Origin of the sequence: Pseudomonas sp. 8209 (genome assembly GCF_028682105.1) — a bacterium.
Taxonomy (GTDB): domain Bacteria; phylum Pseudomonadota; class Gammaproteobacteria; order Pseudomonadales; family Pseudomonadaceae; genus Aquipseudomonas; species Aquipseudomonas palmensis.
This window is the reverse complement of record NZ_JANIAH010000003.1, coordinates 292193-314400: the sequence shown is the minus strand read 5'-3', so window position 1 is coordinate 314400 and position 22208 is coordinate 292193. Positions and strand designations below refer to the sequence as shown.

The 22208-nt window shown below is 65.7% G+C and carries 19 protein-coding genes and 2 pseudogenes; 8 read left to right on the top strand and 13 right to left on the bottom strand.

Features of this window, described 5'->3' with window-relative positions; genetic code table 11:
* The first annotated feature begins 27 nt into the window (after window positions 1-27).
* Both NP552_RS08215 and yccS read left to right on the top strand, forming a co-directional pair.
* The gene (locus tag NP552_RS08215) at window positions 28-1209 is read left to right on the top strand and encodes an NAD(P)/FAD-dependent oxidoreductase (protein ID WP_043863590.1); all 1182 of its coding nucleotides are present in this window, start codon (window positions 28-30) and stop codon (window positions 1207-1209) included.
* A gap of 121 nt (window positions 1210-1330) precedes the next feature.
* On the top strand, window positions 1331-3511 hold the full coding sequence (yccS, locus tag NP552_RS08210; protein WP_104573209.1) for a YccS family putative transporter: 2181 nt from the start codon (window positions 1331-1333) through the stop codon (window positions 3509-3511).
* On the opposite strand, the pseudogene NP552_RS08205 reads toward yccS, so the two are convergent.
* A pseudogene (locus tag NP552_RS08205) lies at window positions 3512-4247 on the bottom strand (substrate-binding periplasmic protein).
* A gap of 242 nt (window positions 4248-4489) precedes the next feature.
* On the opposite strand from NP552_RS08205, the gene NP552_RS08200 reads away from it, so the two are divergent.
* The gene (locus NP552_RS08200; RefSeq protein ID WP_274096627.1) at window positions 4490-4942 is read left to right on the top strand and encodes a GNAT family N-acetyltransferase; all 453 of its coding nucleotides are present in this window, start codon (window positions 4490-4492) and stop codon (window positions 4940-4942) included.
* 68 nt (window positions 4943-5010) lie between these two features.
* On the opposite strand, the gene NP552_RS08195 is transcribed toward NP552_RS08200, so the two are convergent.
* The 9 genes and pseudogenes from NP552_RS08195 to tkt form a co-directional block, all read right to left on the bottom strand.
* Complete coding sequence (locus NP552_RS08195) at window positions 5011-5307, bottom strand: winged helix-turn-helix domain-containing protein (RefSeq protein WP_043863593.1); 297 nt, start codon at window positions 5305-5307, stop codon at window positions 5011-5013.
* Between the two features lie 17 nt (window positions 5308-5324).
* Entirely contained in the window at window positions 5325-5825 is a 501-nt protein-coding gene (locus tag NP552_RS08190; protein WP_043863594.1) for a YgjP-like metallopeptidase domain-containing protein, read from the bottom strand.
* A 61-nt stretch (window positions 5826-5886) separates the two neighbouring features.
* Window positions 5887-7995 (bottom strand): annotated as a pseudogene (locus tag NP552_RS08185) (putative bifunctional diguanylate cyclase/phosphodiesterase); the annotation flags it as partial.
* Window positions 7996-8258: 263 nt separating this feature from the next.
* A complete protein-coding gene (fba, locus tag NP552_RS08180; protein WP_043863595.1) occupies window positions 8259-9323 on the bottom strand; it encodes a class II fructose-bisphosphate aldolase in 1065 nt (354 codons plus the stop codon).
* Between the two features lie 100 nt (window positions 9324-9423).
* Complete coding sequence (locus NP552_RS08175; protein WP_043863596.1) at window positions 9424-9750, bottom strand: MliC family protein; 327 nt, start codon at window positions 9748-9750, stop codon at window positions 9424-9426.
* Window positions 9751-9801: 51 nt separating this feature from the next.
* A complete protein-coding gene (locus NP552_RS08170) occupies window positions 9802-10020 on the bottom strand; it encodes a hypothetical protein (protein ID WP_043863597.1) in 219 nt (72 codons plus the stop codon).
* A gap of 32 nt (window positions 10021-10052) precedes the next feature.
* Window positions 10053-11216 carry a phosphoglycerate kinase gene (locus NP552_RS08165; protein ID WP_274096626.1) on the bottom strand — a complete coding sequence of 388 codons (1164 nt, stop codon included), beginning with the start codon at window positions 11214-11216 and terminating at the stop codon, window positions 10053-10055.
* A gap of 12 nt (window positions 11217-11228) precedes the next feature.
* Window positions 11229-12296, bottom strand: coding sequence for an erythrose-4-phosphate dehydrogenase (gene epd / locus NP552_RS08160; protein WP_043863599.1), 1068 nt, complete (start codon window positions 12294-12296; stop codon window positions 11229-11231).
* A 150-nt stretch (window positions 12297-12446) separates the two neighbouring features.
* Complete coding sequence (gene tkt / locus NP552_RS08155; RefSeq protein WP_274096625.1) at window positions 12447-14444, bottom strand: transketolase; 1998 nt, start codon at window positions 14442-14444, stop codon at window positions 12447-12449.
* Window positions 14445-14701: 257 nt separating this feature from the next.
* On the opposite strand from tkt, the gene NP552_RS08150 reads away from it, so the two are divergent.
* From NP552_RS08150 to NP552_RS08135, 4 genes are all read left to right on the top strand, one after another.
* Window positions 14702-15697 carry an ArsR/SmtB family transcription factor gene (locus NP552_RS08150; RefSeq protein ID WP_043863601.1) on the top strand — a complete coding sequence of 332 codons (996 nt, stop codon included), beginning with the start codon at window positions 14702-14704 and terminating at the stop codon, window positions 15695-15697.
* Between the two features lie 19 nt (window positions 15698-15716).
* Window positions 15717-16907 carry a methionine adenosyltransferase gene (gene metK, locus NP552_RS08145; protein ID WP_043863602.1) on the top strand — a complete coding sequence of 397 codons (1191 nt, stop codon included), beginning with the start codon at window positions 15717-15719 and terminating at the stop codon, window positions 16905-16907.
* Between the two features lie 112 nt (window positions 16908-17019).
* Window positions 17020-18672, top strand: a complete 1653-nt coding sequence (gene ligB / locus NP552_RS08140) for an NAD-dependent DNA ligase LigB (RefSeq protein WP_274096624.1) — start codon at window positions 17020-17022, stop codon at window positions 18670-18672.
* Window positions 18673-18731: 59 nt separating this feature from the next.
* Window positions 18732-19127 (top strand): DUF1090 domain-containing protein, encoded by a 396-nt coding sequence (locus tag NP552_RS08135; protein WP_043863604.1) that lies wholly within the window; start codon window positions 18732-18734, stop codon window positions 19125-19127.
* Between the two features lie 98 nt (window positions 19128-19225).
* On the opposite strand, the gene NP552_RS08130 is transcribed toward NP552_RS08135, so the two are convergent.
* Window positions 19226-19669: a c-type cytochrome gene (locus tag NP552_RS08130; RefSeq protein WP_173925103.1), complete on the bottom strand. Its 444-nt coding sequence runs from the start codon at window positions 19667-19669 to the stop codon at window positions 19226-19228.
* A 131-nt stretch (window positions 19670-19800) separates the two neighbouring features.
* Between NP552_RS08130 and mltA the strand changes: the two genes are divergently transcribed.
* Window positions 19801-20958 (top strand): murein transglycosylase A, encoded by a 1158-nt coding sequence (mltA, locus tag NP552_RS08125; protein WP_054915759.1) that lies wholly within the window; start codon window positions 19801-19803, stop codon window positions 20956-20958.
* 1 nt (window position 20959) lies between these two features.
* Here mltA and NP552_RS08120 read toward each other — a convergent pair whose 3' ends face one another.
* Together NP552_RS08120 and NP552_RS08115 are read right to left on the bottom strand one after the other, a co-directional pair.
* Complete coding sequence (locus NP552_RS08120) at window positions 20960-21346, bottom strand: MAPEG family protein (RefSeq protein ID WP_054915760.1); 387 nt, start codon at window positions 21344-21346, stop codon at window positions 20960-20962.
* A gap of 23 nt (window positions 21347-21369) precedes the next feature.
* Window positions 21370-22203 (bottom strand): DMT family transporter, encoded by an 834-nt coding sequence (locus tag NP552_RS08115; protein WP_043863608.1) that lies wholly within the window; start codon window positions 22201-22203, stop codon window positions 21370-21372.
* Between the last annotated feature and the right edge of the window lie 5 nt (window positions 22204-22208).

Here is a 22208-nt window from a genome sequence, read left to right as displayed (position 1 = left end):
GTCACCACCATTCTTGAGGATTTTGCAGTGCGTTCCACCGAAGTGATCATCATCGGCGCTGGCGCCGCCGGCCTGATGTGCGCCATCCACGCCGCCAACCGCGGCCGCCAGGTGCTGCTGCTGGACCATGCCAACAAGCCCGGCAAGAAGATCCTGATGTCCGGTGGCGGGCGCTGCAACTTCACCAACCTGTACACCGAGCCGGCCAACTTCCTCTCGCACAACCCGCACTTCTGCAAGTCGGCCCTGGCCCGATACACCCAGTGGGACTTCATCGAGATGGTCGGCAAGCACGCCGTGCCCTATCACGAGAAAAAACTCGGCCAGCTGTTCTGCGACAACAAGTCCAGCGACATCCTCGACATGCTGCTCAGCGAGCTCCAGAGCGCCGGCGCCGAGCTGCGCATGGACACGCGCATCGAGCAGATCGAAAAGCTCGAGCACGGCTACCTGCTCGAAACCAGCATGGGCACGCTGCAATGCCAGTCGCTGGTGATCGCCACCGGCGGCCTGTCGATCCCGACCCTGGGCGCCACCGGTTTCGGCTACCAGGTGGCCCGCCAGTTCGGCCACACCCTGCTGCCGACCCGCGCCGGGCTGGTGCCCTTCACCATCACCGAGCCGCAGCTCAAGGCCATGTGCACCGAGCTGTCGGGCACCTCGGTGGACTGCGTGGCCAGCTGCAACGGCACCAGCTTTCGCGAGAACCTGCTGTTCACCCACCGCGGCCTCAGCGGCCCGGCGATCCTGCAGGTGTCGTCGTTCTGGCACAGCGGCGACAGCGTCGAGATCAACCTGCTGCCCGAGCATGACGCCCTCGCCTGGCTGCAACAGCAACAGGCCGAACGCCCCAACAGCGAACTCAAGACCCTGCTTGGCGAGGTCTTCACCAAGAAGATGGCCAACCTGCTGGCCGAGCACTGGTTCGTGTCCCGGCCGATGAAGCAGTACACCCCGGCCGAACTGGCCGAGGTCGCCGACAAACTGGCGGCCTGGCAGGTGGTGCCGGCCGGCACCGAGGGCTACCGCACCGCCGAAGTCACCCTGGGCGGGGTCGACACCCGCGAAGTGTCGTCCAAGACCCTGGAGTCGCTGAAAAGCCCCGGCCTGTATTTCGTGGGCGAAGTGCTGGACGTCAGCGGGCACCTGGGCGGGTTCAATTTCCAGTGGGCCTGGGCATCGGCCTACGCGGCCGCGCAGTTCGTCTAACCTTCGCGTTAGAATCGCGCATCACGGAACAAATTTTGCTGGTACGTGACCACGGTGACAGTTCGCTGCCACCGTGACCGGCTCAATTTCGATCATCGCCAAGCAGGCCTGCCGCCCTATCATGTCATCGTCTTCCTTGCGTCACTCGCTGCGTCGTTTGTGGGCCCTGGACAAGTTCAGCTACAGCATCCGGGTATTGATCGCGCTGACCGGCAGCATGGCGCTGTGCTGGTACCAGGACGAGATGGGGCTGCTGATCCCGCTGTTCCTGGGCATCATCGCCAGCGCCCTGGCCGAGACCGACGACAGCTGGCAGGGCCGGCTCAACGCCCTGGCCGTGACCCTGGTGTGCTTCACCGTCGCTGCGCTGTCGGTGGAGCTGCTGTTCCCCTACCCGATCCTCTTCGGCTGCGCCCTGGCGCTGGCGGCGTTCGCGCTGACCATGCTCGGCGCGCTGGGCGAGCGCTACGGCGCCATCGCCTCGGCCACACTGATCCTGTCGGTGTACACCATGATCGGCGTGGACCAGCGCGGCGGCCAGGTCACCGACTTCTGGCACGAGCCCTTGCTGCTGGTGGCAGGCGCCGCCTGGTACGGATTGCTGTCGGTGCTGTGGCAGGCGCTGTTCTCCAACCAGCCGGTGCAGCAGAGCCTGGCGCGGCTGTTTCGCGAACTGGGCCGCTACCTCAAGCTCAAGGCCACCCTGTTCGAGCCCATCCGCCAGCTGGACGTGGAGGCCCGCCGCCTGGAACTGGCCCAGCAGAACGGCAAGGTGGTGGCCGCCCTCAACGCCGCCAAGGAAATCATCCTGCACCGCGTGGGCAATGGCCGCCCCGGCTCCAAGGTGAGCCGCTACCTGAAGCTGTACTTTCTGGCCCAGGACATCCACGAGCGCGCCAGTTCCTCGCACTACCCCTACAACGCTCTCACCGAGGCGTTCTTCCACAGCGACGTGCTGTTTCGCTGCCAGCGTTTGCTGCGCCAGCAGGGCAAGGCGTGCGTGCAGTTGTCCGAGTCGATCCAGCTGCGCCAGCCGTTCGTCTACGACACCAGCTTCGCCGCCGCACTGGAAGACCTGCACGCCTCGCTCGAGCACCTGCGCATCCAGAGCAACCCGGCCTGGCGTGGCCTGCTGCGCTCGCTGCGGGCGCTGGCGGCGAACCTGGCAACCCTCGACCGCCTGCTCGGCGATGCCAGCAACCCCGACAACCTGGCCGACAACAGCGACTCGAGCCTGCTCGACCGTTCGCCGCGCAGCCTCAAGGATGTGTGGAGCCGCCTGCGCCAGCACCTCACGCCGACCTCGCTGATCTTTCGCCACGCCCTGCGCCTGCCGCTGGCGCTGTCGGTCGGCTACGGCATGGTGCACCTGATCCACCCCACCCAGGGCTACTGGATCATCCTCACCACGTTGTTCGTGTGCCAGCCCAGCTATGGCGCCACCCGGCGCAAGCTGGTGCAGCGGATCATCGGCACCGCCATCGGCCTGACCGTGGGCTGGGCGCTGTTCGACCTGTTCCCCAGCGCGATCATCCAGTCGCTGTTCGCGGTGGCCGCCGGGGTGGTGTTCTTCGTCAACCGCACCACCCGCTACACCCTGGCCACGGCGGCGATCACGCTGATGGTGCTGTTCTGCTTCAACCAGATCGGCGACGGCTACGGTCTGTTCCTGCCGCGCCTGTTCGACACCCTGGTGGGCAGCCTGATCGCGATCCTGGCGGTGTTCCTGTTCCTGCCCGACTGGCAGGGCCGTCGGTTGAACAAGGTGCTGGCCAACACCCTGAGCTGCAACAGCACCTACCTGCGCCAGATCATGCAGCAGTACGCCCAGGGCAAGAGCGACGACCTGGCCTACCGCCTGGCCCGGCGCAACGCGCACAACGCCGACGCGGCGCTGTCGACCACGCTGGCCAACATGCTCATGGAGCCGGGGCATTTTCGCAAAGAGGCCGACGTGGGCTTTCGCTTCCTGGTGCTCTCGCACACCCTGCTCAGCTACCTCTCCGGGCTGGGTGCACACCGTGACAGCGCACTGGCACCCGAGGCCCACGAGCAGTTGATCGACGGCGCGGGTGCCAGCCTGGCCGCCAGCCTCGACGAAATCGCCACTGGCCTTGCCAGCAAGACCCCGGTGGCGATCCACAGCGACGCCGAGGAAGCCCTGGCGGCGAGCCTTGAGCAGATGCCCGAGGAAATGGACGAGAACCAGCGCCTGGTGCAGACCCAGCTGGCACTGATCTGCCGCCAGTTGGGCCCGCTGCGCACACTGGCCGCGCACCTGATCAAGGACACCCCGGCCTGACTACAGGCCGTAGTCCTTGAGCAACCGGGCATAGCTGCCATCGGCCTTCATGGCGGCGATGGCCTTGTCGAATCCGGCCACGATCTGGGCATGCTGCGGATGCCTGAGGCTGACCAGGATGTGCAGGCTGTTCTCGCTCACAGGCTTGCCGAAGAACTGCACGCGGTTGCGCACGTTCGCGCTTTCACGCTGCAGGTAGTAGCGCGCCACGTATTCGTCCTCAAGCGTCAGGCGCACCCGCCCGGCAGCCAGCATGCCCACCGCCACCGAAAAGTCGCGCACCGGCACCTTCTGCAGACGCCCGTCATTGTCGAATTCGGCCGCATAGGCATAGTCGCGCACCACCGCGATGGCGTGCGGGTAGAGATCGCTCAGGGTATCGAAACGCAGCACGTCGCCCTTGCGCTTGAGCAGCCGCACGCGGTTGCTCAGGTAGCCTTGGGAGAAGGCCCCGATGCGGGTACGCGCATCGCTCTGCCAGGCGTTGATCAGCACATCGTAGCGGCCCTCGCCGATGCCCAGCAGCGCGCGCCCACGGCGCCTGCTCGAACTCGCTGGCAAACCCGGCACGCTCCAGGGCGGTGGTGACAAGGGCGGTGGCCAGCCCGCCCCTGGGTAGGCGGGCGTCGGTGAAGGGGGGCCAGGCATCGGCCACCAGCCGCAGTTTTTCGGCCTGGGCCGACTGGGCACAGAGCAGCAATCCAAGCAAACCCAAGGCTCGAAGCAGTGGCCGCATGCTCAAATCCCTTAGCGGATCGGGTCCGCGTTCTTGTTGAGTGGCATGAGATTTCTGTTGGCGCAAAGCTAGGCTGCACGGCCAGATTACACAAAGATTCCGGTATCGGGCAGTGCCGGGTGATAGCTAATTGCCTCTATTTTTGCCGATTCCGCGCCGACTTGATCCATGGCAATTCGCGACCTTCGCCCTGAGGTGCTCGGCGTGGTTATGATCGGGGCATTACACAGGAGAGAAACGCGATGAGCATCGACTGGATCTGCAAGCATCACACCGACCTTGGCAAGCAACAGCTGTACGCGCTGCTGACGCTGCGCATCGAGGTGTTCGTGGTGGAGCAGAAATGCCCGTACCTGGAAACCGATGGCCAGGACCTGGAGGGCGACACCTGCCACCTGATGGCCTGGCGCGATGGCGAGCTGGTGGCGTACCTGCGCCTGCTGAACCCCGAGTCACAGGGCGGCGACGTGGTGATCGGGCGGGTGGTGATTGCGCCGTCGGCGCGGGGCGAGGGGCTGGGGCATGCACTGATGGTGCAGGGGCTGGCGCAGGCCGAGAAGCACTGGCCAGGGGTGCCGGTGTACCTGTCCGCACAGGCGCACCTGCAGGCCTACTATGCGCGGCACGGGTTCGAGGTGGCCGGGGAGGCGTATCTGGAGGATGGCATCCCGCACATCGGCATGCGCCGGGGCTAGACGCTTCGCCGGCAAGGCCGGCTCCTACAGGGGTTGGTGCAGGGGCCGGGCTTGCCGGCGGAGGGGCTTCAGGGGTAGCCCAGCACCTGGCGGATACTGCGCAGATGCTGGGTGATCCACTGCTTGTCGATCGCGCCCCAGTCACGTATCCGGTAATGCCCGGCATGGTTGCGCGCACCTTCCTGCTGCTCGAACTCGCACACGATGTCCAGGTCGGCCAGCGCCGCGATGGTGTCCTGCGCCGTTCGCCGCGGCATGCCGGTGGCCTCCATCAGCGCCGGCACGCTGCTGGCGGTACGGCTGTCGATCAGCCACGCCACGTACAGGCGACGATAGAAACTGGTCTTGGTCTTGCTCACTTCCATTGGCAATTCCCTTTCGCTCACTGGGCGCCGGACAGGTCGCGCCAGGTCAGGTAGATGCGCAGGTCGAACTCCAGTTGATGGTAGCCCGGCTGCATGTATTCGCAGAGTTGGTAGAACGCCTTGTTGTGGTCGCTCTCCTTGAGGTGCGCCAGTTCGTGCACCACGATCATCTTCAGAAACTGCGGCGCCGCGTCCTTGAACAGCGAGGCGATGCGAATTTCCTTCTTGGCCTTGAGCTTGCCGCCCTGCACGCGCGATACCGCAGTGTGCAGGCCCAGCGCACGGTGGGTGAGATCGAGGCGATTGTCGAACAGCACCTTGTCCAGGTTCGGCGCATTGCGCAGGTGCTCCTGCTTCAGGGCCTGGGCATAGGCATACAGCGCCTTGTCGCTCTGTACCGCATGGCGCTCGGGGTAGCGTTGGCGCAGGTAGTCACCCAGACGGTTCTGGGCAATCATCTGGCGCACCTGGTCTTGCAGGGCAGGCGGATAGGCTTGCAGGTACTTGAGTACGGTCATGGGCACGGGGCATTGCAGGCAAAGGCGTCAGTGTACTCAATTCCCCGGCCGCCTCGTTGCGCCAGTCGAAAAAAGCCGGGAAATCACCGGCGCGCTGCGCCGTCAGGGGCCGTGCCACCAGGAAGCCCTGGGCATAGGCGCAACCGTTTGCCTGCAGCCACTGCGCCTGCTCCCGCGTCTCGACGCCCTCGGCCACCACACACACGCCATAGTCGCGGCACAGGCCGATGACACTGCGGACCAGCGCCGCGTCCGCCGCCGAACCGGGCAGGCGCGCCACCAGGTGCCGGTCGAGCTTGAGCGTGTCGATGGGCAGGTCGCGCAGCAGGCGCAGCGAGCACTCTCCGGCGCCGAAATCGTCCAGCGCCACTCGCACGCCCAGCTCGCGCAGCCTGCGCAACTGACGCAGCGCGATGTCGAGGTTGGCGGCCAGCGAGGTTTCCGCCACCTCCACCTCAAGCTGGGCCGGGCGCAGGCCATGGCTGGCGATCACCCGCCCCAGCTCCTCGACCAGGTTGGGCATGGCGAACTGCACGCGGCTGAGGCTGATGCTCAGCACCAGGTCCGGCTCGAACCGCGCCTCCCAGGCGCGCCGCTGCGCCGCACCCTGGGTGTAGATCCAGCTGGCCAGCCGCGAGACCAGCCTGGCCTCCTCCAGCAACGGCAGGAACAACCCCGGCGGCACATCGCCGACACTGGGGTGCTGCCAGCGCAACAACGCCTCGAACCCGCGCAGGCGACCATCGGCAAACGCCACCTGCGGCTGATACACCAGGCTGAAGTCGTGCCGCTCGATCGCATCGCGCACACTGTCTTCGAGCATCAGGCGCGAGCGAGCACGACCGTTGAGCTCCTGGTCGTAGTAGCGGTACTGCTGGCGGCCGGCCTGCTTGGCGGCATACATGGCCGCGTCCGCCGCACGCAGCAGGCCGTCCAGGTGCGGCCCGCAATCGGAGTAGGTGGCGATGCCGATGCTCACGCCAAGCGTCACCTCCAGGCCGTCGATCTGCTGGCAGATGGACATGCGCTCGATCAGCTTTTCGGCAAAGCGCGCCGCCTGCTCCGGGTATTCCAGGGTATCGAGCAAGGCCGTGAACTCGTCGCCGCCCATGCGCCCGAGGATCGCGTAGGCGCCCAGGCATTCCTTGAGCTGTTCGCCCACCCAGTGCAGCACGCGGTCGCCGGCCGCATGGCCGAGCGAGTCGTTGATCCGTTTGAAACCGTCAAGGTCCATGTACATCAGGGCCTGGGCCTTGTCGGAATGCTCGCTGCGCAGCAGCGCAGCTTCGGCGGCCTGGCAGAACCCGCGGCGGTTGAGCAGCCCGGTCAGCGGGTCGGTCACGGCCTGGAACTCCAGCTGCTGGTGCAGGTTGCGCACCACCGACATATCCAGCACCGTCACCACCATCGCCCGCTGCTCGCCGGGCAGCGCCGCGCACGACAACGCCACCGGCAGCGGCAACCCGGAGGCGGTGAGCAGCACGGCGTCGTGCAGGCGGTAGATATCGCGCTCCTGGTAGGCCTGGTAGAACGCCGAGTCGCGCCACCGGGTTGGCACGGGCGACTGCACGAAGCCCAGCAGGTCTGCGCCCTGCAATTGCTCCACCGGGGCCTGGAGCAGGCGCGAGATGGCCGGGTTGGCAAAGCGGATGCGACCGTCCTCGGCCACCACGAGGATGCCTTCGGCGGCGTTGTCCAGCACCGAGGCGTTGAATGCGCGCTCGGCCTCCAGGTCGCGGCTCAGGCGCTGCAAGGCACGCCGGTTGCGCTGCTGGTCGAGCAGGGCCTGGACCTTGGGCTTGAGAATGTGCGGGTCGAATGGCTTGAACAGGTAGTCCACCGCGCCACTGGCATAGCCCTTGAGCACGGCCGCCTGGGACTGTTCGTTGGCGGTCAGGAAGATGATCGGAGTCAGGCAGGTGCGCTGGCTGCCGCGCATCAGGCGCGCGACTTCGAAGCCGTCCATACCGGGCATCTGCACATCCAGCAGCACCAGGTCCACCTCATGCTCGAGCAGCGTGCTCAGGGCTTCGGTACCGGAGCTTGCGGTCAGCACACGCCAGTCCTCACGCGCAAGCAAGGCTTGCAGGCTGATCAGGTTTTCCGGGTAGTCATCGACGATCAGTAAAACCGAACCGCTGTCGTGAGTGTGAGGGTGCGCGCAATCCATGCTGCTTCTCTTGTGTAACGACGCCAGATTCCGGATGGAACTTGAGGCTTTACTCTAGACCTGGCTGAAACAAATCTGAAGTCAGCACATTGGCATCATCGGTATAAACAAAGTGTTGCCCGACTAACGGTCTGTCGCGTTGGGCCAGATCCGGTGTCCGTGGCGGCCCCGCAGCCGAAACCCCCCGGTTCCGGCCGGTGAAGCAGGCCGCACGGGCACAAAAAACCCGCATCGCTGCGGGTTTTTCGTACAACCAACCAGGCTTAGTTGACCTTGGCGGCCAGCTCGCCCTTGGCATAGCGCTGGAACATCGCTTCGAGGGAGATCGGCTTGATCTTCGAGGCGTTGCCGGCGGTGCCGAAGGCTTCGTAGCGGGCGATGCACACGTCGCGCATGGCCTTGACGGTTTCACCGAAGAACTTGCGCGGGTCGAACTCGCTCGGGTTGGTGGCCATCAGGCGGCGCATGGCACCGGTGGACGCCAGGCGCAGGTCGGTGTCGATGTTGACCTTGCGCACGCCGTACTTGATGCCTTCGACGATTTCTTCAACCGGTACGCCGTAGGTTTCCTTGATGTCGCCACCGTACTGGTTGATGATCGCCAGCCACTCCTGCGGCACCGAAGACGAACCGTGCATCACCAGGTGAGTGTTGGGGATGCGCTTGTGGATCTCCTTGATGCGGTCGATCGCCAGCACGTCGCCGGTAGGCGGCTTGGTGAACTTGTAGGCGCCGTGGCTGGTGCCGATGGCAATGGCCAGGGCATCGACCTGGGTACGCTTGACGAAATCGGCAGCTTCTTCAGGGTCGGTCAGCATCTGGCTGTGATCCAGCACGCCTTCGGCGCCGATGCCGTCTTCTTCACCGGCCATGCCGGTTTCCAGCGAACCCAGGCAGCCCAGCTCGCCCTCTACCGAAACGCCGCAGGCGTGGGCCATGGCCACGGTCTGCTGGGTGACACGCACGTTGTAGTCGTAGTCGGTCGGGGTCTTGCCGTCTTCGCCCAGCGAGCCGTCCATCATCACCGAGCTGAAGCCCAGCTGGATCGAACGCTGGCACACGTCAGGGCTGGTGCCGTGGTCCTGGTGCATGCACACCGGGATGTGCGGGAATTCTTCGATCGCCGCCAGGATCAGGTGGCGCAGGAACGGCGCACCGGCGTATTTGCGGGCACCGGCCGAGGCCTGGACAATCACCGGGGAGTCGGTCTTGTCGGCGGCTTCCATGATGGCGCGCATTTGCTCGAGGTTGTTGACGTTGAAAGCCGGAACGCCGTAGCCGAACTCGGCGGCGTGGTCCAGCATCTGGCGCATGCTAATGAGTGCCATTGTGTATCTCTCTCCCGACAAGCGTCGTTTTTCGTGCAAGCCTGCCGCAGCGGCGGTTGCTATTCAAGTAGTGTGGGCCGACAGCGGTCGGCCCGGCCAGTCACGGTGCCTTGCAGCCCCGCCCTATCAAATCGTTGGTCGCTACCCAGTACACCAGGCCTTCATCGCCCTTGGTGTGCAGGGCCAGCACGCCATCGCTGTACAGCGCACCCGATGCACCGGGCTCCGGCTTGAGCCGGTAGACCTGATCGCCGCCACCAAGGCGTACATCCACCTCTTCCTGGCTGGCATCGGCAAACCGCCACAGCACCTCGGCCTGACTGTCACAGACCCAGCGGGTCCAGTTGTCGGTCGGGGCCGGGGTTGGCTTGAGGCTTGCGCAACCTGCCATCAGAACCAGGGCCATCAGGGCTACAACGCTTTTCATCGAATATCCTCTAGAAGACCACGAACCGGCCAACAGGTTGCCTCGAACCGATCAAGGGCAACCCGGGGCCTGGCGCTGGTGTTCCTCGTCATACTTCTCCAGCCCGTCCGGGCCGAGCCTCTTGTTGATCACCGGCACGGTCTCTGCCTGCCACTGCGACTGGTAGCAACCGCCCTTCGGCTTGCCGGGGGCATCCGCCGCAGGCTCCGGGCTGCCAGCGCAGGCGCTGAGCAGACCGGCCAGGATAAACACAGGCAACCGCTTGACCATCAGGCCACACTCCCTTTGCCAGGCTGAGCGAGTCAGGCCTTGGCCCGTTGTTCCAGCACGTCCACCGCCGGCAGCACCTTGCCCTCGACGAACTCGAGGAATGCACCGCCACCGGTAGAAATGTAGGAGATCTGGCTGGCCACGCCATATTTGTCGATGGCCGCCAGGGTGTCGCCACCGCCGGCAATCGAGAACGCGGCGCTGTCGGCGATGGCCTTGGCCAGGGTCCTGGTGCCGTTGCCGAACTGGTCGAACTCGAACACGCCCACCGGGCCGTTCCACAGGATGGTCTTGGACGACTTCAGCAGCTCGGCGAACTGTTCGGCGGTCTGCGGGCCGATGTCCAGGATCATGTCGTCCTCGGCCACCTCGCCCACCAGCTTGACGGTAGCCGTGGCGCTTTCGGCAAATTCCTTGGCCACCACAACGTCCACCGGCAGCGGCACGTTGACCTTGGCCGCGATGGCCTTGGCGGTGTCGATCAGGTCGGCTTCGTACAGCGACTTGCCCACCGGGTGGCCGGCAGCGGCCAGGAAAGTGTTGGCAATGCCGCCACCGACGATCAGCAGGTCGCACACCTGGCTCAGGCTGTTGAGCACGTCCAGCTTGGTCGATACCTTGGAACCGGCGACGATGGCGGCCATCGGCTTGGCCGGGGCCTTCAGCGCCTTGCCCAGTGCATCCAGCTCGGCGGCCAGCAGCGGACCGGCAGCGGCGACCTTGGCGAACCTGGCCACGCCGTGGGTCGAGCCCTCGGCACGGTGGGCGGTACCGAAGGCGTCCATCACGAACACGTCGCACAGGGCGGCGTATTGCTGGGCCAGTTCGTCGGCGTTCTTTTTCTCGCCCTTGTTGAAGCGCACGTTCTCGAACAGCACGATGTCGCCGGCCTTCACGTCCACGCCGCCCAGGTAGTCGGCCACCAGCGGCACCTCACGGCCCAGCGCCTTGCTCAGGTAGTCGGCCACCGGCTTGAGGCTGTTCTCGGCCGAGAACTCGCCTTCGGTCGGGCGCCCCAGGTGCGAGCAGACCATCACGGCCGCGCCCTTCTCCAGGGCCAGCTTGATGGTCGGCAGCGAGGCCAGGATGCGCGCGTCGCTGCTGACCACACCGTCCTTCACAGGCACGTTGAGGTCTTCGCGGATCAGTACGCGCTTACCTTGCAGATCGAGGTCGGTCATCTTCAAAACGGTCATGAATGCAGTCCTTCAGGGCTGTTTGCGAGTGGTGCTGGTTGAGTCCACGACGCGCAGAAAATGTTCGGCGACGTCGAGCATGCGGTTGGCGAACCCCCATTCGTTGTCGAACCAGGCCAGCAGGTTCACCAGGCGGGGGCCGCAAACGCGGGTCTGGCTGGCATCGACGATGGCCGAATGTGGGTCATGGTTGAAATCACAGCTGGCGTGGGGCAGTTCGGTGTAGGCCAGCAACCCCTTGAGCGGGCCACTCAGGGCCGCTTCACGCAGCACCTGGTTGACTTCGGCCGCGGTGGTATCGCGGGCGGTCTGCAGGGTGATGTCCAGGCACGACACGTTCACCGTCGGCACGCGTACCGCTTTGGCCTGGATTCGCCCGGCAAGTTCCGGCAGCAGGCGTTCGATACCCCGCGCGAGCCCGGTAGACACCGGAATCACCGACTGGAACGCCGAACGGGTGCGGCGCAGGTCTTCGTGGTGGTAGGCATCGATCACCGGCTGGTCGTTCATTGCCGAGTGGATGGTGGTGATCTGCACGTACTCGATGCCGAAGGCCTGGTCGAGCACACGCAGCAGCGGCACGCCGCAGTTGGTGGTGCAGGAGGCGTTGGATACCAGCCGTTCGCCGCCTTCAAGGCAATCCTGGTTGATGCCGTAGACAACGGTGGCGTCGACATCCGCCTCGCTGGCCATCGGCTGGGAAAACAGCACCCGTGGTGCGCCGGCGTCGAGGAAACGCTGGCCGTCGGCGCGGGTGTTGTAGGCCCCGGAGCATTCGAGCACCAGGTCGACGTCGAGCGCGGCCCAGTCGATGCCTTCGGGGGTGGCGCTGCGCAGTACTTTGACGCAGTCGCCATTGATATGCAGACAATCGCCATCGACCCTGACCTCACCGGGAAAGCGCCCGTGGGTGGAGTCGAAGCGTGTCAGGTATTCGAGGCTGGCCTGATCGGCCAGGTCATTCAGTGCAACGATCTCGAAGCCCGCGCTGGCCCCCCGCTCAAAGAGTGCGCGCAGGACGCAACGACCGATGCGGCCGTAGCCGTTGAGTGCAACTTTGTAGGGACGCGGTTGGGGCATGGGATGCTCACGGAACAGAATGTTATCTGCAACCTGCAGGAACCGAGTCGCGGCAATCGCGGGTCAAGCCCGCTCCCACAAGGACACTCGTGATCCCTGTGGGAGCGGGCTTGACCCGCGATGGGTTCAACGCCGCTCCAACTGGTTTTATCAGTCTTCCAGCAGCTCTTCAGCCGTACCCAGGATGTTATCCAGGGTGAAGCCGAACTCTTCGAACAGTGCCGAAGCCGGCGCCGATTCACCGTAGGTGGTCATGCCGATGACGCGGCCTTCCAGGCCCACGTACTTGTACCAGAAGTCGGCGTGGGCAGCTTCGATGGCAATCCGCGCGCCCACCTGCAGTGGCAGAACCGACTGCTTGTAGCTGGCGTCCTGGGCATCGAACACGCTGGTGCATGGCATCGATACCACGCGCACCTTGCGGCCCTGCTCGGTCAGCTTGTCGAACGCCTGCACCGCCAGGCCCACTTCGGAACCGGTGGCGATCAGGATCAGCTCAGGCTCGCCTGCGCAGTCCTTGAGCACGTAGCCACCACGGCTGATGTCGGCGATCTGGCCGGCGTCGCGGGTTTGGTGCTGCAGGTTCTGACGCGAGAAGATCAGCGCCGAAGGGCCGTCCTTGCGCTCCAGGGCGTGCTTCCAGCTCACGGCCGATTCGACCGCGTCGGCCGGACGCCAGGTGTCCAGGTTCGGCGTGGTGCGCAGGCTGGTCAGCTGCTCGATCGGCTGGTGAGTCGGGCCGTCTTCGCCCAGGCCGATGGAGTCGTGGGTGTAGACGTGGATCACGCGTTGCTTCATCAGGGCCGACATGCGCACGGCATTGCGGGCGTATTCCATGAACATCAGGAAGGTCGCGCCGTAAGGCACCAGGCCGCCGTGCAGGGCAACGCCGTTCATGATGGCGGTCATGCCGAACTCGCGCACGCCGTAGTACATGTAGTTGCCGCTGGCATCTTCGGCGCTGACGCCCTTGCAACCTTTCCACAGGGTCAGGTTGGAGCCGGCGAGGTCCGCCGAGCCACCGAGGAACTCCGGCAGCAGCGGGCCGAAGGCGTTCAGGGTGTTCTGGCTGGCCTTGCGGCTGGCGATGCTTTCGCCCTTGGCGTCCACTTCGGCGATGTAGGCGGCAGCCTTCTCGGCGAAGTCGGCCGGCAGTTCGCCGCTCAGGCGACGCTTGAGTTCGCTGGCCAGTTCAGGGAAGGCTGCAGCGTAGGCAGCAAAGCGCTGGTCCCAGGCGGCTTCGGCGGCGGCGCCGGCCTGCTTGGCATCCCACTCGGCATAGATGTCGGCCGGGATTTCGAAGGGGCCGTGGTTCCAGTTCAGGGCCTGGCGGGTCAGGGCGATTTCGGCATCGCCCAGTGGCGCGCCGTGGCAGTCTTCCTTGCCGCCCTTGTTCGGCGAACCGAAGCCGATGGTGGTCTTGCAGCAGATCAGGGTCGGCTGCGCGCTCTTGCGCGCGGTCTCGATGGCGGTCTTGATCTCTTCAGGGTCGTGACCGTCGACATTGCGGATCACCTGCCAGTGGTAGGCTTCGAAACGCTTCGGCGTGTCGTCGGTGAACCAGCCTTCGACTTCGCCGTCGATGGAGATGCCGTTGTCGTCGTAGAAGGCGATCAGCTTGCCCAGACCCAGGGTACCGGCCAGTGCAGCAACTTCGTGGGAAATGCCTTCCATCATGCAGCCATCACCCAGGAACACATAGGTGTGGTGGTCGACGACGTCGTGGCCTGGACGGTTGAACTGGGCGCTCAGCACTTTTTCGGCCAGGGCAAAGCCCACGGCGTTGGCCAGACCCTGGCCCAGCGGGCCGGTGGTGGTCTCGACGCCTGGGGTGTAGCCGAATTCCGGGTGGCCCGGGGTGCGGCTGTGCAGTTGACGGAACGCCTTGAGGTCGTCGATCGACAGGTCGTAGCCGGTCAGGTGCAGCAGCGAGTAGATCAGCATCGAGCCGTGGCCGTTGGACAGCACGAAGCGGTCACGGTCGGCGAAGTGCGGGTTGCTCGGGTTGTGCTTCAAGAAGTCACGCCAAAGAACCTCGGCGATATCCGCCATGCCCATCGGGGCACCGGGATGGCCGCTGTTGGCTTTTTGCACGGCATCCATGCTGAGGGCACGAATGGCGTTGGCACGCTCACGACGGCTGGGCATCGCTTGTCTCCTGGGGGGCTTGAATATTAACGAACGGAAAAAGGCGGCCATTTTCGCCCAGGCACGTGCCCGGGGGCAATCACGGATGGTCGATGAGGGACGTTTTTAGTGCGATTGAGCGACTAATCCCGTGTTGCGCCGACAAAACGGCAGAAATTGTCGCCCGCCATGCCGGGCCGGGCCCGCCCATCGAGCAATATCAAAACTTTTTGATATAGAACTTGCGAGGCCGCTGCACGCTGACTAGACTGCCGCCCATGAACCTTCACGCCCCCTCCATCGACCCCGAGCAAAGCGACGCGCTGGCTGCCCTGTGCAAGGCCGGCGGCGACCCGCTGCGGCTGAACGTGCTGCGCGCGCTGGCCAGCGATTCGTTCGGGGTGCTGGAGCTGGCGCAGATCTTCGCCATCGGCCAGTCGGGCATGAGCCACCATCTCAAGGTACTGGCCCAGGCCGACCTGGTGGCCACCCGGCGCGAAGGCAACGCGATCTTCTATCGCCGCGCACTGCCCGACAGCCAGCGCCTGGGCGGCAAGCTGCACGGGGCGCTGCTGGAAGAGGTCGACGCGCTGGAACTGCCGGCCGAGGTGCAGGCGCGCATCGGCCAGGTGCAGGTGCGCCGGGCCGCCACCAGCCAGGACTTCTTCCTGCGTGTGGAAGAGAAATTCCGCGCCCAGCAGGACCTGATCGCCGGCCTGGCGCAGTACCGCGAAAGCCTGCTGGCGCTGCTCGACAAGCTCAGCTTCGACCCGCTGGCCAGCGCCCTGGAGGTCGGCCCCGGCGATGGCGAGTTTCTGCCCGAACTGGCGCGGCGCTTCACCCACGTCACCGCCCTGGACAACAGCCCGACCATGCTCGAGCTGGCGCGCCAGGTGTGCCAGCGCGAGCGCCTGGCTAACGTAACCCTGCTGTTGGCCGATGCCCTGCATGCAACGGATGTACAGGCCGACTGCGTGGTGCTGAACATGGTGCTGCACCATTTCAGCGAGCCTGCCCAGGCCCTCGGGCACCTGGCCAAGCGTGTCAGACCAGGCGGAAGCCTGTTGGTAACAGAACTGTGCAGCCACGACCAGAGCTGGGCGCGCCAGGCGTGCGGCGATCTCTGGCTGGGCTTTGAACAGGATGATTTGGCCCGTTGGGCCAGCGCCGCGGGGCTGGTTCCCGAGGACAGCCTCTATGTGGGCTTACGTAATGGTTTCCAGATTCAGGTTCGCCACTTTCAGCGACCACCTGGCGACACTCACCATCGGTAAATTTTAGGAACCCGTCGAGATGAGCGAATACTCCCTTTTCACCTCCGAGTCCGTGTCTGAAGGGCATCCGGATAAAATCGCCGACCAGATTTCGGATGCGGTGCTCGACGCCATCATCGCCGAAGACAAGTTCGCCCGCGTGGCGTGCGAGACCCTGGTGAAAACCGGTGTGGCCATCATCGCCGGCGAAGTGACCACTTCGGCCTGGGTCGACCTCGAAGACATCGTGCGCAACGTGATCGTCGACATCGGCTACAACAGCTCCGACGTCGGTTTCGACGGCGCCACCTGCGCGGTGATGAACATCATCGGCAAGCAGTCGGTAGACATCGCCCAGGGCGTTGACCGCAGCAAGCCTGAAGACCAAGGCGCGGGCGACCAGGGCCTGATGTTCGGCTACGCCAGCAACGAAACCCCGGAGCTGATGCCAGCCCCGATCAGCTTCTCGCACCAGCTGGTGCAGCGTCAGGCCGAAGCGCGCAAGTCCGGCCTGCTGCCGTGGCTGCGCCCGGACGCCAAGTCCCAGGTTACCTGCCGCTACGAAGGCGGCAAGGTGGTGGGCATCGACGCCATCGTGCTGTCCACCCAGCACAACCCGGACGTGTCCTACGCCGACCTGCGCGAAGGCGTGATGGAGCTGATCGTCAAGCACGTGCTGCCGGCCGAGCTGCTGCACAAGGACACCCAGTTCCACATCAACCCCACCGGCAACTTCATCATCGGTGGCCCGGTGGGCGACTGCGGCCTGACCGGCCGCAAGATCATCGTCGACACCTACGGCGGCATGGCCCGTCACGGGGGGGGCGCTTTCTCCGGCAAGGACCCGTCCAAGGTTGACCGTTCGGCCGCCTACGCCGGTCGCTACGTGGCCAAGAACATCGTTGCCGCTGGCCTGGCCGAGCGCTGCGAAATCCAGGTGTCGTACGCCATCGGCGTGGCCCAGCCGACCTCGATCTCGCTGAACACCTTCGGCACCGGCAAGGTTGCCGACGAGAAGATCATCCAGATCGTGCGCGAGTGTTTCGACCTGCGTCCGTATGCGATCACCACCATGCTCGACCTGCTGCACCCGATGTACCAGGAAACCGCGGCCTACGGTCACTTCGGCCGCACCCCGCAGGTCAAGACCGTGGGCGACGACACCTTCACAACGTTCACCTGGGAACGCACCGACCGTGTCGACGCGCTGCGCGCGGCCGCCGGGCTGTAAGCAACACCCGGTACAAGCAACACCCGGTAAACAAGAGCCCCTGCCAGGCGACTGGCAGGGGCTTTTTCTTGCCTAGGCTTGAAGTTCCACCCGCCGAGCAAGGACGCTCGCCATGCCCTTCAAGCTGTTGTCCGGCCTGCTGTTCGCCAGCACGCTCGCCTGTACCCCAACCACCGCCCTCGCCCGGCCCTGCCCCGACTGGCCACCGGCAGTGGCGCAAAGCGAACTCAAGCAGCTGGGCGAGCGCCTGGCCGACTGGGACGATCATTACCATCGCCTGGGCGTCGCGTTGATCAGCGACGAGCTCTACGACCAGAGCCGGGCGCGCCTGCAACACTTGCAAGCCTGCTTCCCCGGCACCGGTGCACCCCCGGCAGACCCGCTCGGAACCGCCACCGGCCCGTTGCGCCACCCCATCCCCCACACCGGCCTGAACAAGTTGCCCGACGAAGCCGCCGTGCGCGCCTGGATGCACGGCAAGCAGGACCTCTGGGTACAACCCAAGGTGGATGGCGTGGCCGCCACGCTGGTCTATGCAAAGGGCCGGCTGGTGCGCCTGATCAGCCGCGGCGACGGCGCCTACGGGCATGACTGGAGCCGCCACCTGCCGGCACTGGGCGCCCTCCCCCACACGTTGCCCGAACCTCTGGACCTGATACTGCAAGGCGAGCTGTTCTGGCGCCTGGACGGGCATGTGCAGGCCGCAGCGGGCAGCCGGAATGCCCGCGGCAACGTCGCCGGGTTGCTGGCGCGCAAGCAGCTCACCCCCGCGCAGGGCGCGGTGGTCGAGCTGTTCGCCTGGGCCTGGCCGCAGGGCCCCCTGGACCAGCGCGAGCGCCTGGCACGCCTGAGCGCCCTGGGCTTTGCCTACAGCGAGGCGTTCAGCCAGCCGGTGCAGACCTTCGACCAGGCCGCCCACTGGCGCCAGCACTGGTACCGCACGCCACTGCCATTCGCCAGCGACGGTGTGGTGCTGCGCCAGGGCCGGCGTCCGCCCGGCGAGCGCTGGCAGGCCCGGGCGCCGTACTGGATAGCGGCATGGAAATACCCCTTCGCCCAGGTACTGGCCGAGGTGCGACGCGTGCAGTTCAACGTGGGGCGCACCGGTCGCATCACCCCGGTGCTGCAACTGGCACCGGTGCAGCTGGATGACCGCACGGTGCGCCAGGTCAGCGTGGGCTCGCTAAGACGCTGGCAGCAACTGGACATTCGCCCGGGCGATCAGGTGGCGATCAGCCTGGCAGGCCTGACCATTCCCCGTCTGGACGGCGTGGTGCACCGCGCCCTCGAACGGCGCGAGATGGAGGTACCGGCGGCCGATGCGTTTCATCCGTTGAGCTGCTGGGAGCTGAGCGCCGAGTGTCGTCAGCAGTTCCTGGCCAGGTTGCAATGGCTGGGCGGCAAGCAGGGCCTGGCACTCCCAGGTGCCGGGCCGGCCAGCTGGGAGCGCCTGGTCGACGCCGGCCAGTTGCGCACACTGGCCGATGTGCTGGAACTGCCCGCCGAACATCCGTTGTACCCCGCCCTCGAACAGGCCCGTCAGCGACCCTTTGCCACCTGGGCGCGGGCCCTGGGTATGCCGGCCCCGCGTGCGTTGGCAGCGGGGGACACGTGGGCCGCGCTGGCTGCCCGCGATGCGGCGCAGTGGCAGGCCGAGCCTGGCGTGGGTGCCCACCGTGCCGGCCAGTTGCTGGCCTTTTTCGCTCACCCGCAGGTGCAGGCCCTGGCGGCGCGGTTACGTGAACATACAATCGAGGGTTTCTAAATTTGTCGGATCAGGGCAGCATCATGGGTTTCTGCCAAGCCCGCGACCACGGAGCCACTATGAAACTGCTTTCCCCGCTTGCCCTGTTCGCCGCCTGCTCGTTGCTCGCCACTTCGCTGATGGCTGCCGAGGAACAACCCGGCCTGACCGGCTGCGCTGCCAAGAAGCAGGCGATCAGCGAACAGATCGAACAGGCCCGCGCCCACGGCAACAGCGCCCAGCAGGCCGGCCTCGAGAAGGCCCTGAGCGAAGTGACCGAGCACTGCACCGATGCCGGCCTGAAGAAACAGCGTGAACAGAAGGTGCTGGATGCCCGTCATGAAGTGACGCAGCGCACCAAGGACCTGGACAAGGCCATGAAGAAAGGCGACGCCGACAAGATCAACAAGCGCAAGGACAAACTGGCCGAGTCGAAGAAGGAACTGCAACAGGCACTGGATGAGCTGGAGAAGTAGTCCGCGTTGAACCCTTCGCCGGCAAGGCCGGCTCCTACGTACAGCGCGCCACCTGTAGGAGCCGGCCCTGCGGCGAAAAGGCCGGCCAGCTCACCCCATCAATGATTGCGAAACTCGGTATGACAGGCCTTGCACGCCGCTTCCACCTTGCCCATCGGGGCCGCGACCGCCGCAGGCTCCAATGGCTGAGTACGGGTCTGGGCGACCAGCTCGCCGGTCACCTGCTCCATCTGCCGCGCCAGCTCCTGGAAGCGCGCCTGCTTTTGCCACACATCGGGCGTGGCGCTGCTGTCCTCCTCGCGCACCTGCGGGAAATGCTGCCACGGCTGGTGCGACAACGCGTCGAGCTTCACCGCACCATCGGCAAATTTCTGCCCGTCGAACGCCAGCCGGCCACGCAGCATGCCGCCGAGGTCTTCGCTGGTCTTGAGCATCTGCTTGAAAATCGCCTTGCGCTGGCCCAATGGCGAGTTGGGGTCGACACCGCCACAGGCGCTCAGGGCCAGGCAGGCCACCAGGATCACAGTCATTCGCTTGAACATCATGCTTGGCTCGGCACACGGAAAAAGGCGGCCAGTATCCCCGCCTTGCCGGCAAACACCAATACCCCTACCAAAAACAAGGGTTGCCTGGCCGCCCTGAACGCCAGGCACACCGTAGAGGACTACCCCGCATGAAAACCGCCCTGAGCCGCCTTGGCCTGACCGCCGCGTTGCTGGCCCTGCTGGTCGGCTGCAACGGCAGCGCCCCGGATAAATCCGCACCGCACCCGCTCGCCACCTACAGCCCCGCCACCTGGAAAGACCTGCCCAAGGTCTCCGACAGCGACCTGCTGGCCGGCTTCAATGCCTGGCGCAGCGCGTGCGAGCGCCTCAAGAACGATCCGGTCTGGGCCACCCCCTGCGCTGCTGCGGTGCAGGTGCCCGACGACGCCACCCAGGTGCGTGGCTTCTTGCAGACGCAACTCGAGGTGTACGGCCTGCGCTCGGCCGAAAACAACGCCAACGGCCTGATCACCGGCTACTACGAACCGGTGTACCCCGGCAGCATGACCCGTACCGCCACGGCCAACGTGCCGGTGTATGGCATCCCCGATGACCTGGTGGTGGTGGCGCTCGACAGTATCTACCCCGAACTCAAGGGCAAGCGCCTGCGCGGTCGCCTGGACGGGCGCGTGCTCAAGCCCTACGACACCGCCGGGGTGATCCAGCAGCAAGGCGTCAAGGCGCCGGTGCTGGCCTGGCTGACCGACCCGATGGACCTGCAGTTTCTGCAGATCCAGGGCTCCGGGCGCATCCAGCTCGAAAGTGGGCAGCAGCTGCGCGTGGGCTATGCCGACCAGAACGGCCACCCGTATCGCCCGGTGGGCCGCTGGCTGGTCGAGCAGGGCCAGCTCAAGAAGGAAGACGTGACCATGGGCAGCATCCACGCCTGGGCCCAGGCCAACCCGAGCCGCGTGCCCGAGCTGCTGGCCAGCAACCCCAGCTACGTGTTCTTCAGCACCCGCCCGGACAGCAACGAAGGCCCGCGCGGTTCGCTGAACGTGCCGCTGACCGCCGGCTACAGCGTGGCCATCGACCGCAAGGTGATCCCGCTGGGCAGCCTGCTGTGGCTGTCAACCACCCGCCCGGACGGCGCGCCGGTGGTACGCCCGGTGGCCGCGCAGGACACCGGCGGGGCCATCACCGGCGAAGTGCGCGCCGATCTGTTCTGGGGTACCGGCAGCGAGGCCGGCGCTCTGGCCGGGGACATGAAGCAGCAGGGTCAGATCTGGCTGCTGTGGCCCAAGGGCGCGGCACTGCCGGTGGTGCCGCAGGTGGAAGGCAAGTAGCTCAGGCCGAGACCACGAAGAAGCTGACGATCAGGCCAATGCCCGCGAACCACACCACCGAGCGCAGCGCGGCCCAGTCGGCCAGGTAGCAGATGATGTAGAGCAGGCGGCTGGTGATGTAGAGCACCGCCAGCACGTCCTGGGTGACCTGCTCGGCATTGCCGACGATGTCGGCGATCACCACCGCCGCGACGAACGCCGGAATCGACTCGAAACTGTTGAGCTGCGCCGCATGGGCGCGGCGCGGCAGGCCTTCGAGCTTGTCCAGAAAACCGCGCGGGTCATGGTTCTGTCGCAGGCTGAAGCGACCACTGCCGAACTTGGCGATGCTGGTGCACACGAACGGCAGCAGCAACGCGATCAATACACACCAGAAGGCGACGGTCATGGCAGGGGTCCTTGTTGTTGGGGTCAGAGTTTCATGATCAGCATGCCGATCAGTACCAGTGCACAAGCTAAGAGCCTCGGCCCGCCGAAAGGTTCTTTGAGGTAGCGCATGCCCATCAGCACCACCAGGATCACGCTCACCTCGCGCAGCGCCGCAGCCTCGGCCACCGAGCCCAGTTGCATGGCCCACAGTACCAGCGCATAGCTGGACAGCACGCACAACCCCACGGCCAGGCCCAGCTTCCACTGGCTGCGCCAGAACTGCGCAAACGGCGCGCGCCGGGCCACCGTCGCCAGCAACGGGAACGGCCAGGCGCTGATCAGCGTCAGCCACACCAGGTAGTCCAGCGGCTGCGACCACAGCCGGATCGCGCTGCCGTCGAGCCAGGTGTAGCAGCCGATGCACAGGCCGATCAGCGCCACCACCGGCAGCATCGACCAGGGCAGACGTTCGCCGCCACCGCCCTGCCACAGCAGGCAGGCCATGCCGCACGGGATCAGCAGAATGCCGAAGATCTGCTGGGTGCTCAGCGTCTCGCCGGCAAAGGTCAGGGTCAGCGCCAGCACCACCAGCGGCGACAACCCGCGCATCAGGGGGTAGACCAGGCCCAGGTCGCCGACCCGGTAGGCCTTGATCAGCAGGTAGCGGTACAACAGCTCGAACGCCGCCGAGGCCAGCATCCACGGCCAGATCTCGGGCGGCGGTACCTGCACGAACGCCACCATCGCCAGGGCGAACAGCAGCGCCACCACGTCCATGCTGGCAATCACCAGCAGACGCTCGCCGCTGAACTTGATCAGGGTGTTCCAGGTGGCATGCAGCAGGGCGGCGATCAGCACCAGCGAAGTGGCGAGCACGGTTG

What these genes read in the sequence shown, in the direction of transcription:
- yccS (WP_104573209.1), top strand. Translation starts at nt 1,331, where the DNA reads ATGTCATCGTCTTCCTTGCGTCACTCGCTGCGTCGTTTGTGGGCCCTG.
- NP552_RS08200 (WP_274096627.1), top strand. Translation starts at nt 4,490, where the DNA reads ATGAGCATCGACTGGATCTGCAAGCATCACACCGACCTTGGCAAGCAA.
- NP552_RS08195 (WP_043863593.1), bottom strand. Translation starts at nt 5,307, where the DNA reads ATGGAAGTGAGCAAGACCAAGACCAGTTTCTATCGTCGCCTGTACGTG.
- NP552_RS08190 (WP_043863594.1), bottom strand. Translation starts at nt 5,825, where the DNA reads ATGACCGTACTCAAGTACCTGCAAGCCTATCCGCCTGCCCTGCAAGAC.
- fba (WP_043863595.1), bottom strand. Translation starts at nt 9,323, where the DNA reads ATGGCACTCATTAGCATGCGCCAGATGCTGGACCACGCCGCCGAGTTC.
- NP552_RS08175 (WP_043863596.1), bottom strand. Translation starts at nt 9,750, where the DNA reads ATGAAAAGCGTTGTAGCCCTGATGGCCCTGGTTCTGATGGCAGGTTGC.
- NP552_RS08170 (WP_043863597.1), bottom strand. Translation starts at nt 10,020, where the DNA reads ATGGTCAAGCGGTTGCCTGTGTTTATCCTGGCCGGTCTGCTCAGCGCC.
- NP552_RS08165 (WP_274096626.1), bottom strand. Translation starts at nt 11,216, where the DNA reads ATGACCGTTTTGAAGATGACCGACCTCGATCTGCAAGGTAAGCGCGTA.
- epd (WP_043863599.1), bottom strand. Translation starts at nt 12,296, where the DNA reads ATGCCCCAACCGCGTCCCTACAAAGTTGCACTCAACGGCTACGGCCGC.
- tkt (WP_274096625.1), bottom strand. Translation starts at nt 14,444, where the DNA reads ATGCCCAGCCGTCGTGAGCGTGCCAACGCCATTCGTGCCCTCAGCATG.
- NP552_RS08150 (WP_043863601.1), top strand. Translation starts at nt 14,702, where the DNA reads ATGAACCTTCACGCCCCCTCCATCGACCCCGAGCAAAGCGACGCGCTG.
- metK (WP_043863602.1), top strand. Translation starts at nt 15,717, where the DNA reads ATGAGCGAATACTCCCTTTTCACCTCCGAGTCCGTGTCTGAAGGGCAT.
- ligB (WP_274096624.1), top strand. Translation starts at nt 17,020, where the DNA reads ATGCCCTTCAAGCTGTTGTCCGGCCTGCTGTTCGCCAGCACGCTCGCC.
- NP552_RS08135 (WP_043863604.1), top strand. Translation starts at nt 18,732, where the DNA reads ATGAAACTGCTTTCCCCGCTTGCCCTGTTCGCCGCCTGCTCGTTGCTC.
- NP552_RS08130 (WP_173925103.1), bottom strand. Translation starts at nt 19,669, where the DNA reads ATGTTCAAGCGAATGACTGTGATCCTGGTGGCCTGCCTGGCCCTGAGC.
- mltA (WP_054915759.1), top strand. Translation starts at nt 19,801, where the DNA reads ATGAAAACCGCCCTGAGCCGCCTTGGCCTGACCGCCGCGTTGCTGGCC.
- NP552_RS08120 (WP_054915760.1), bottom strand. Translation starts at nt 21,346, where the DNA reads ATGACCGTCGCCTTCTGGTGTGTATTGATCGCGTTGCTGCTGCCGTTC.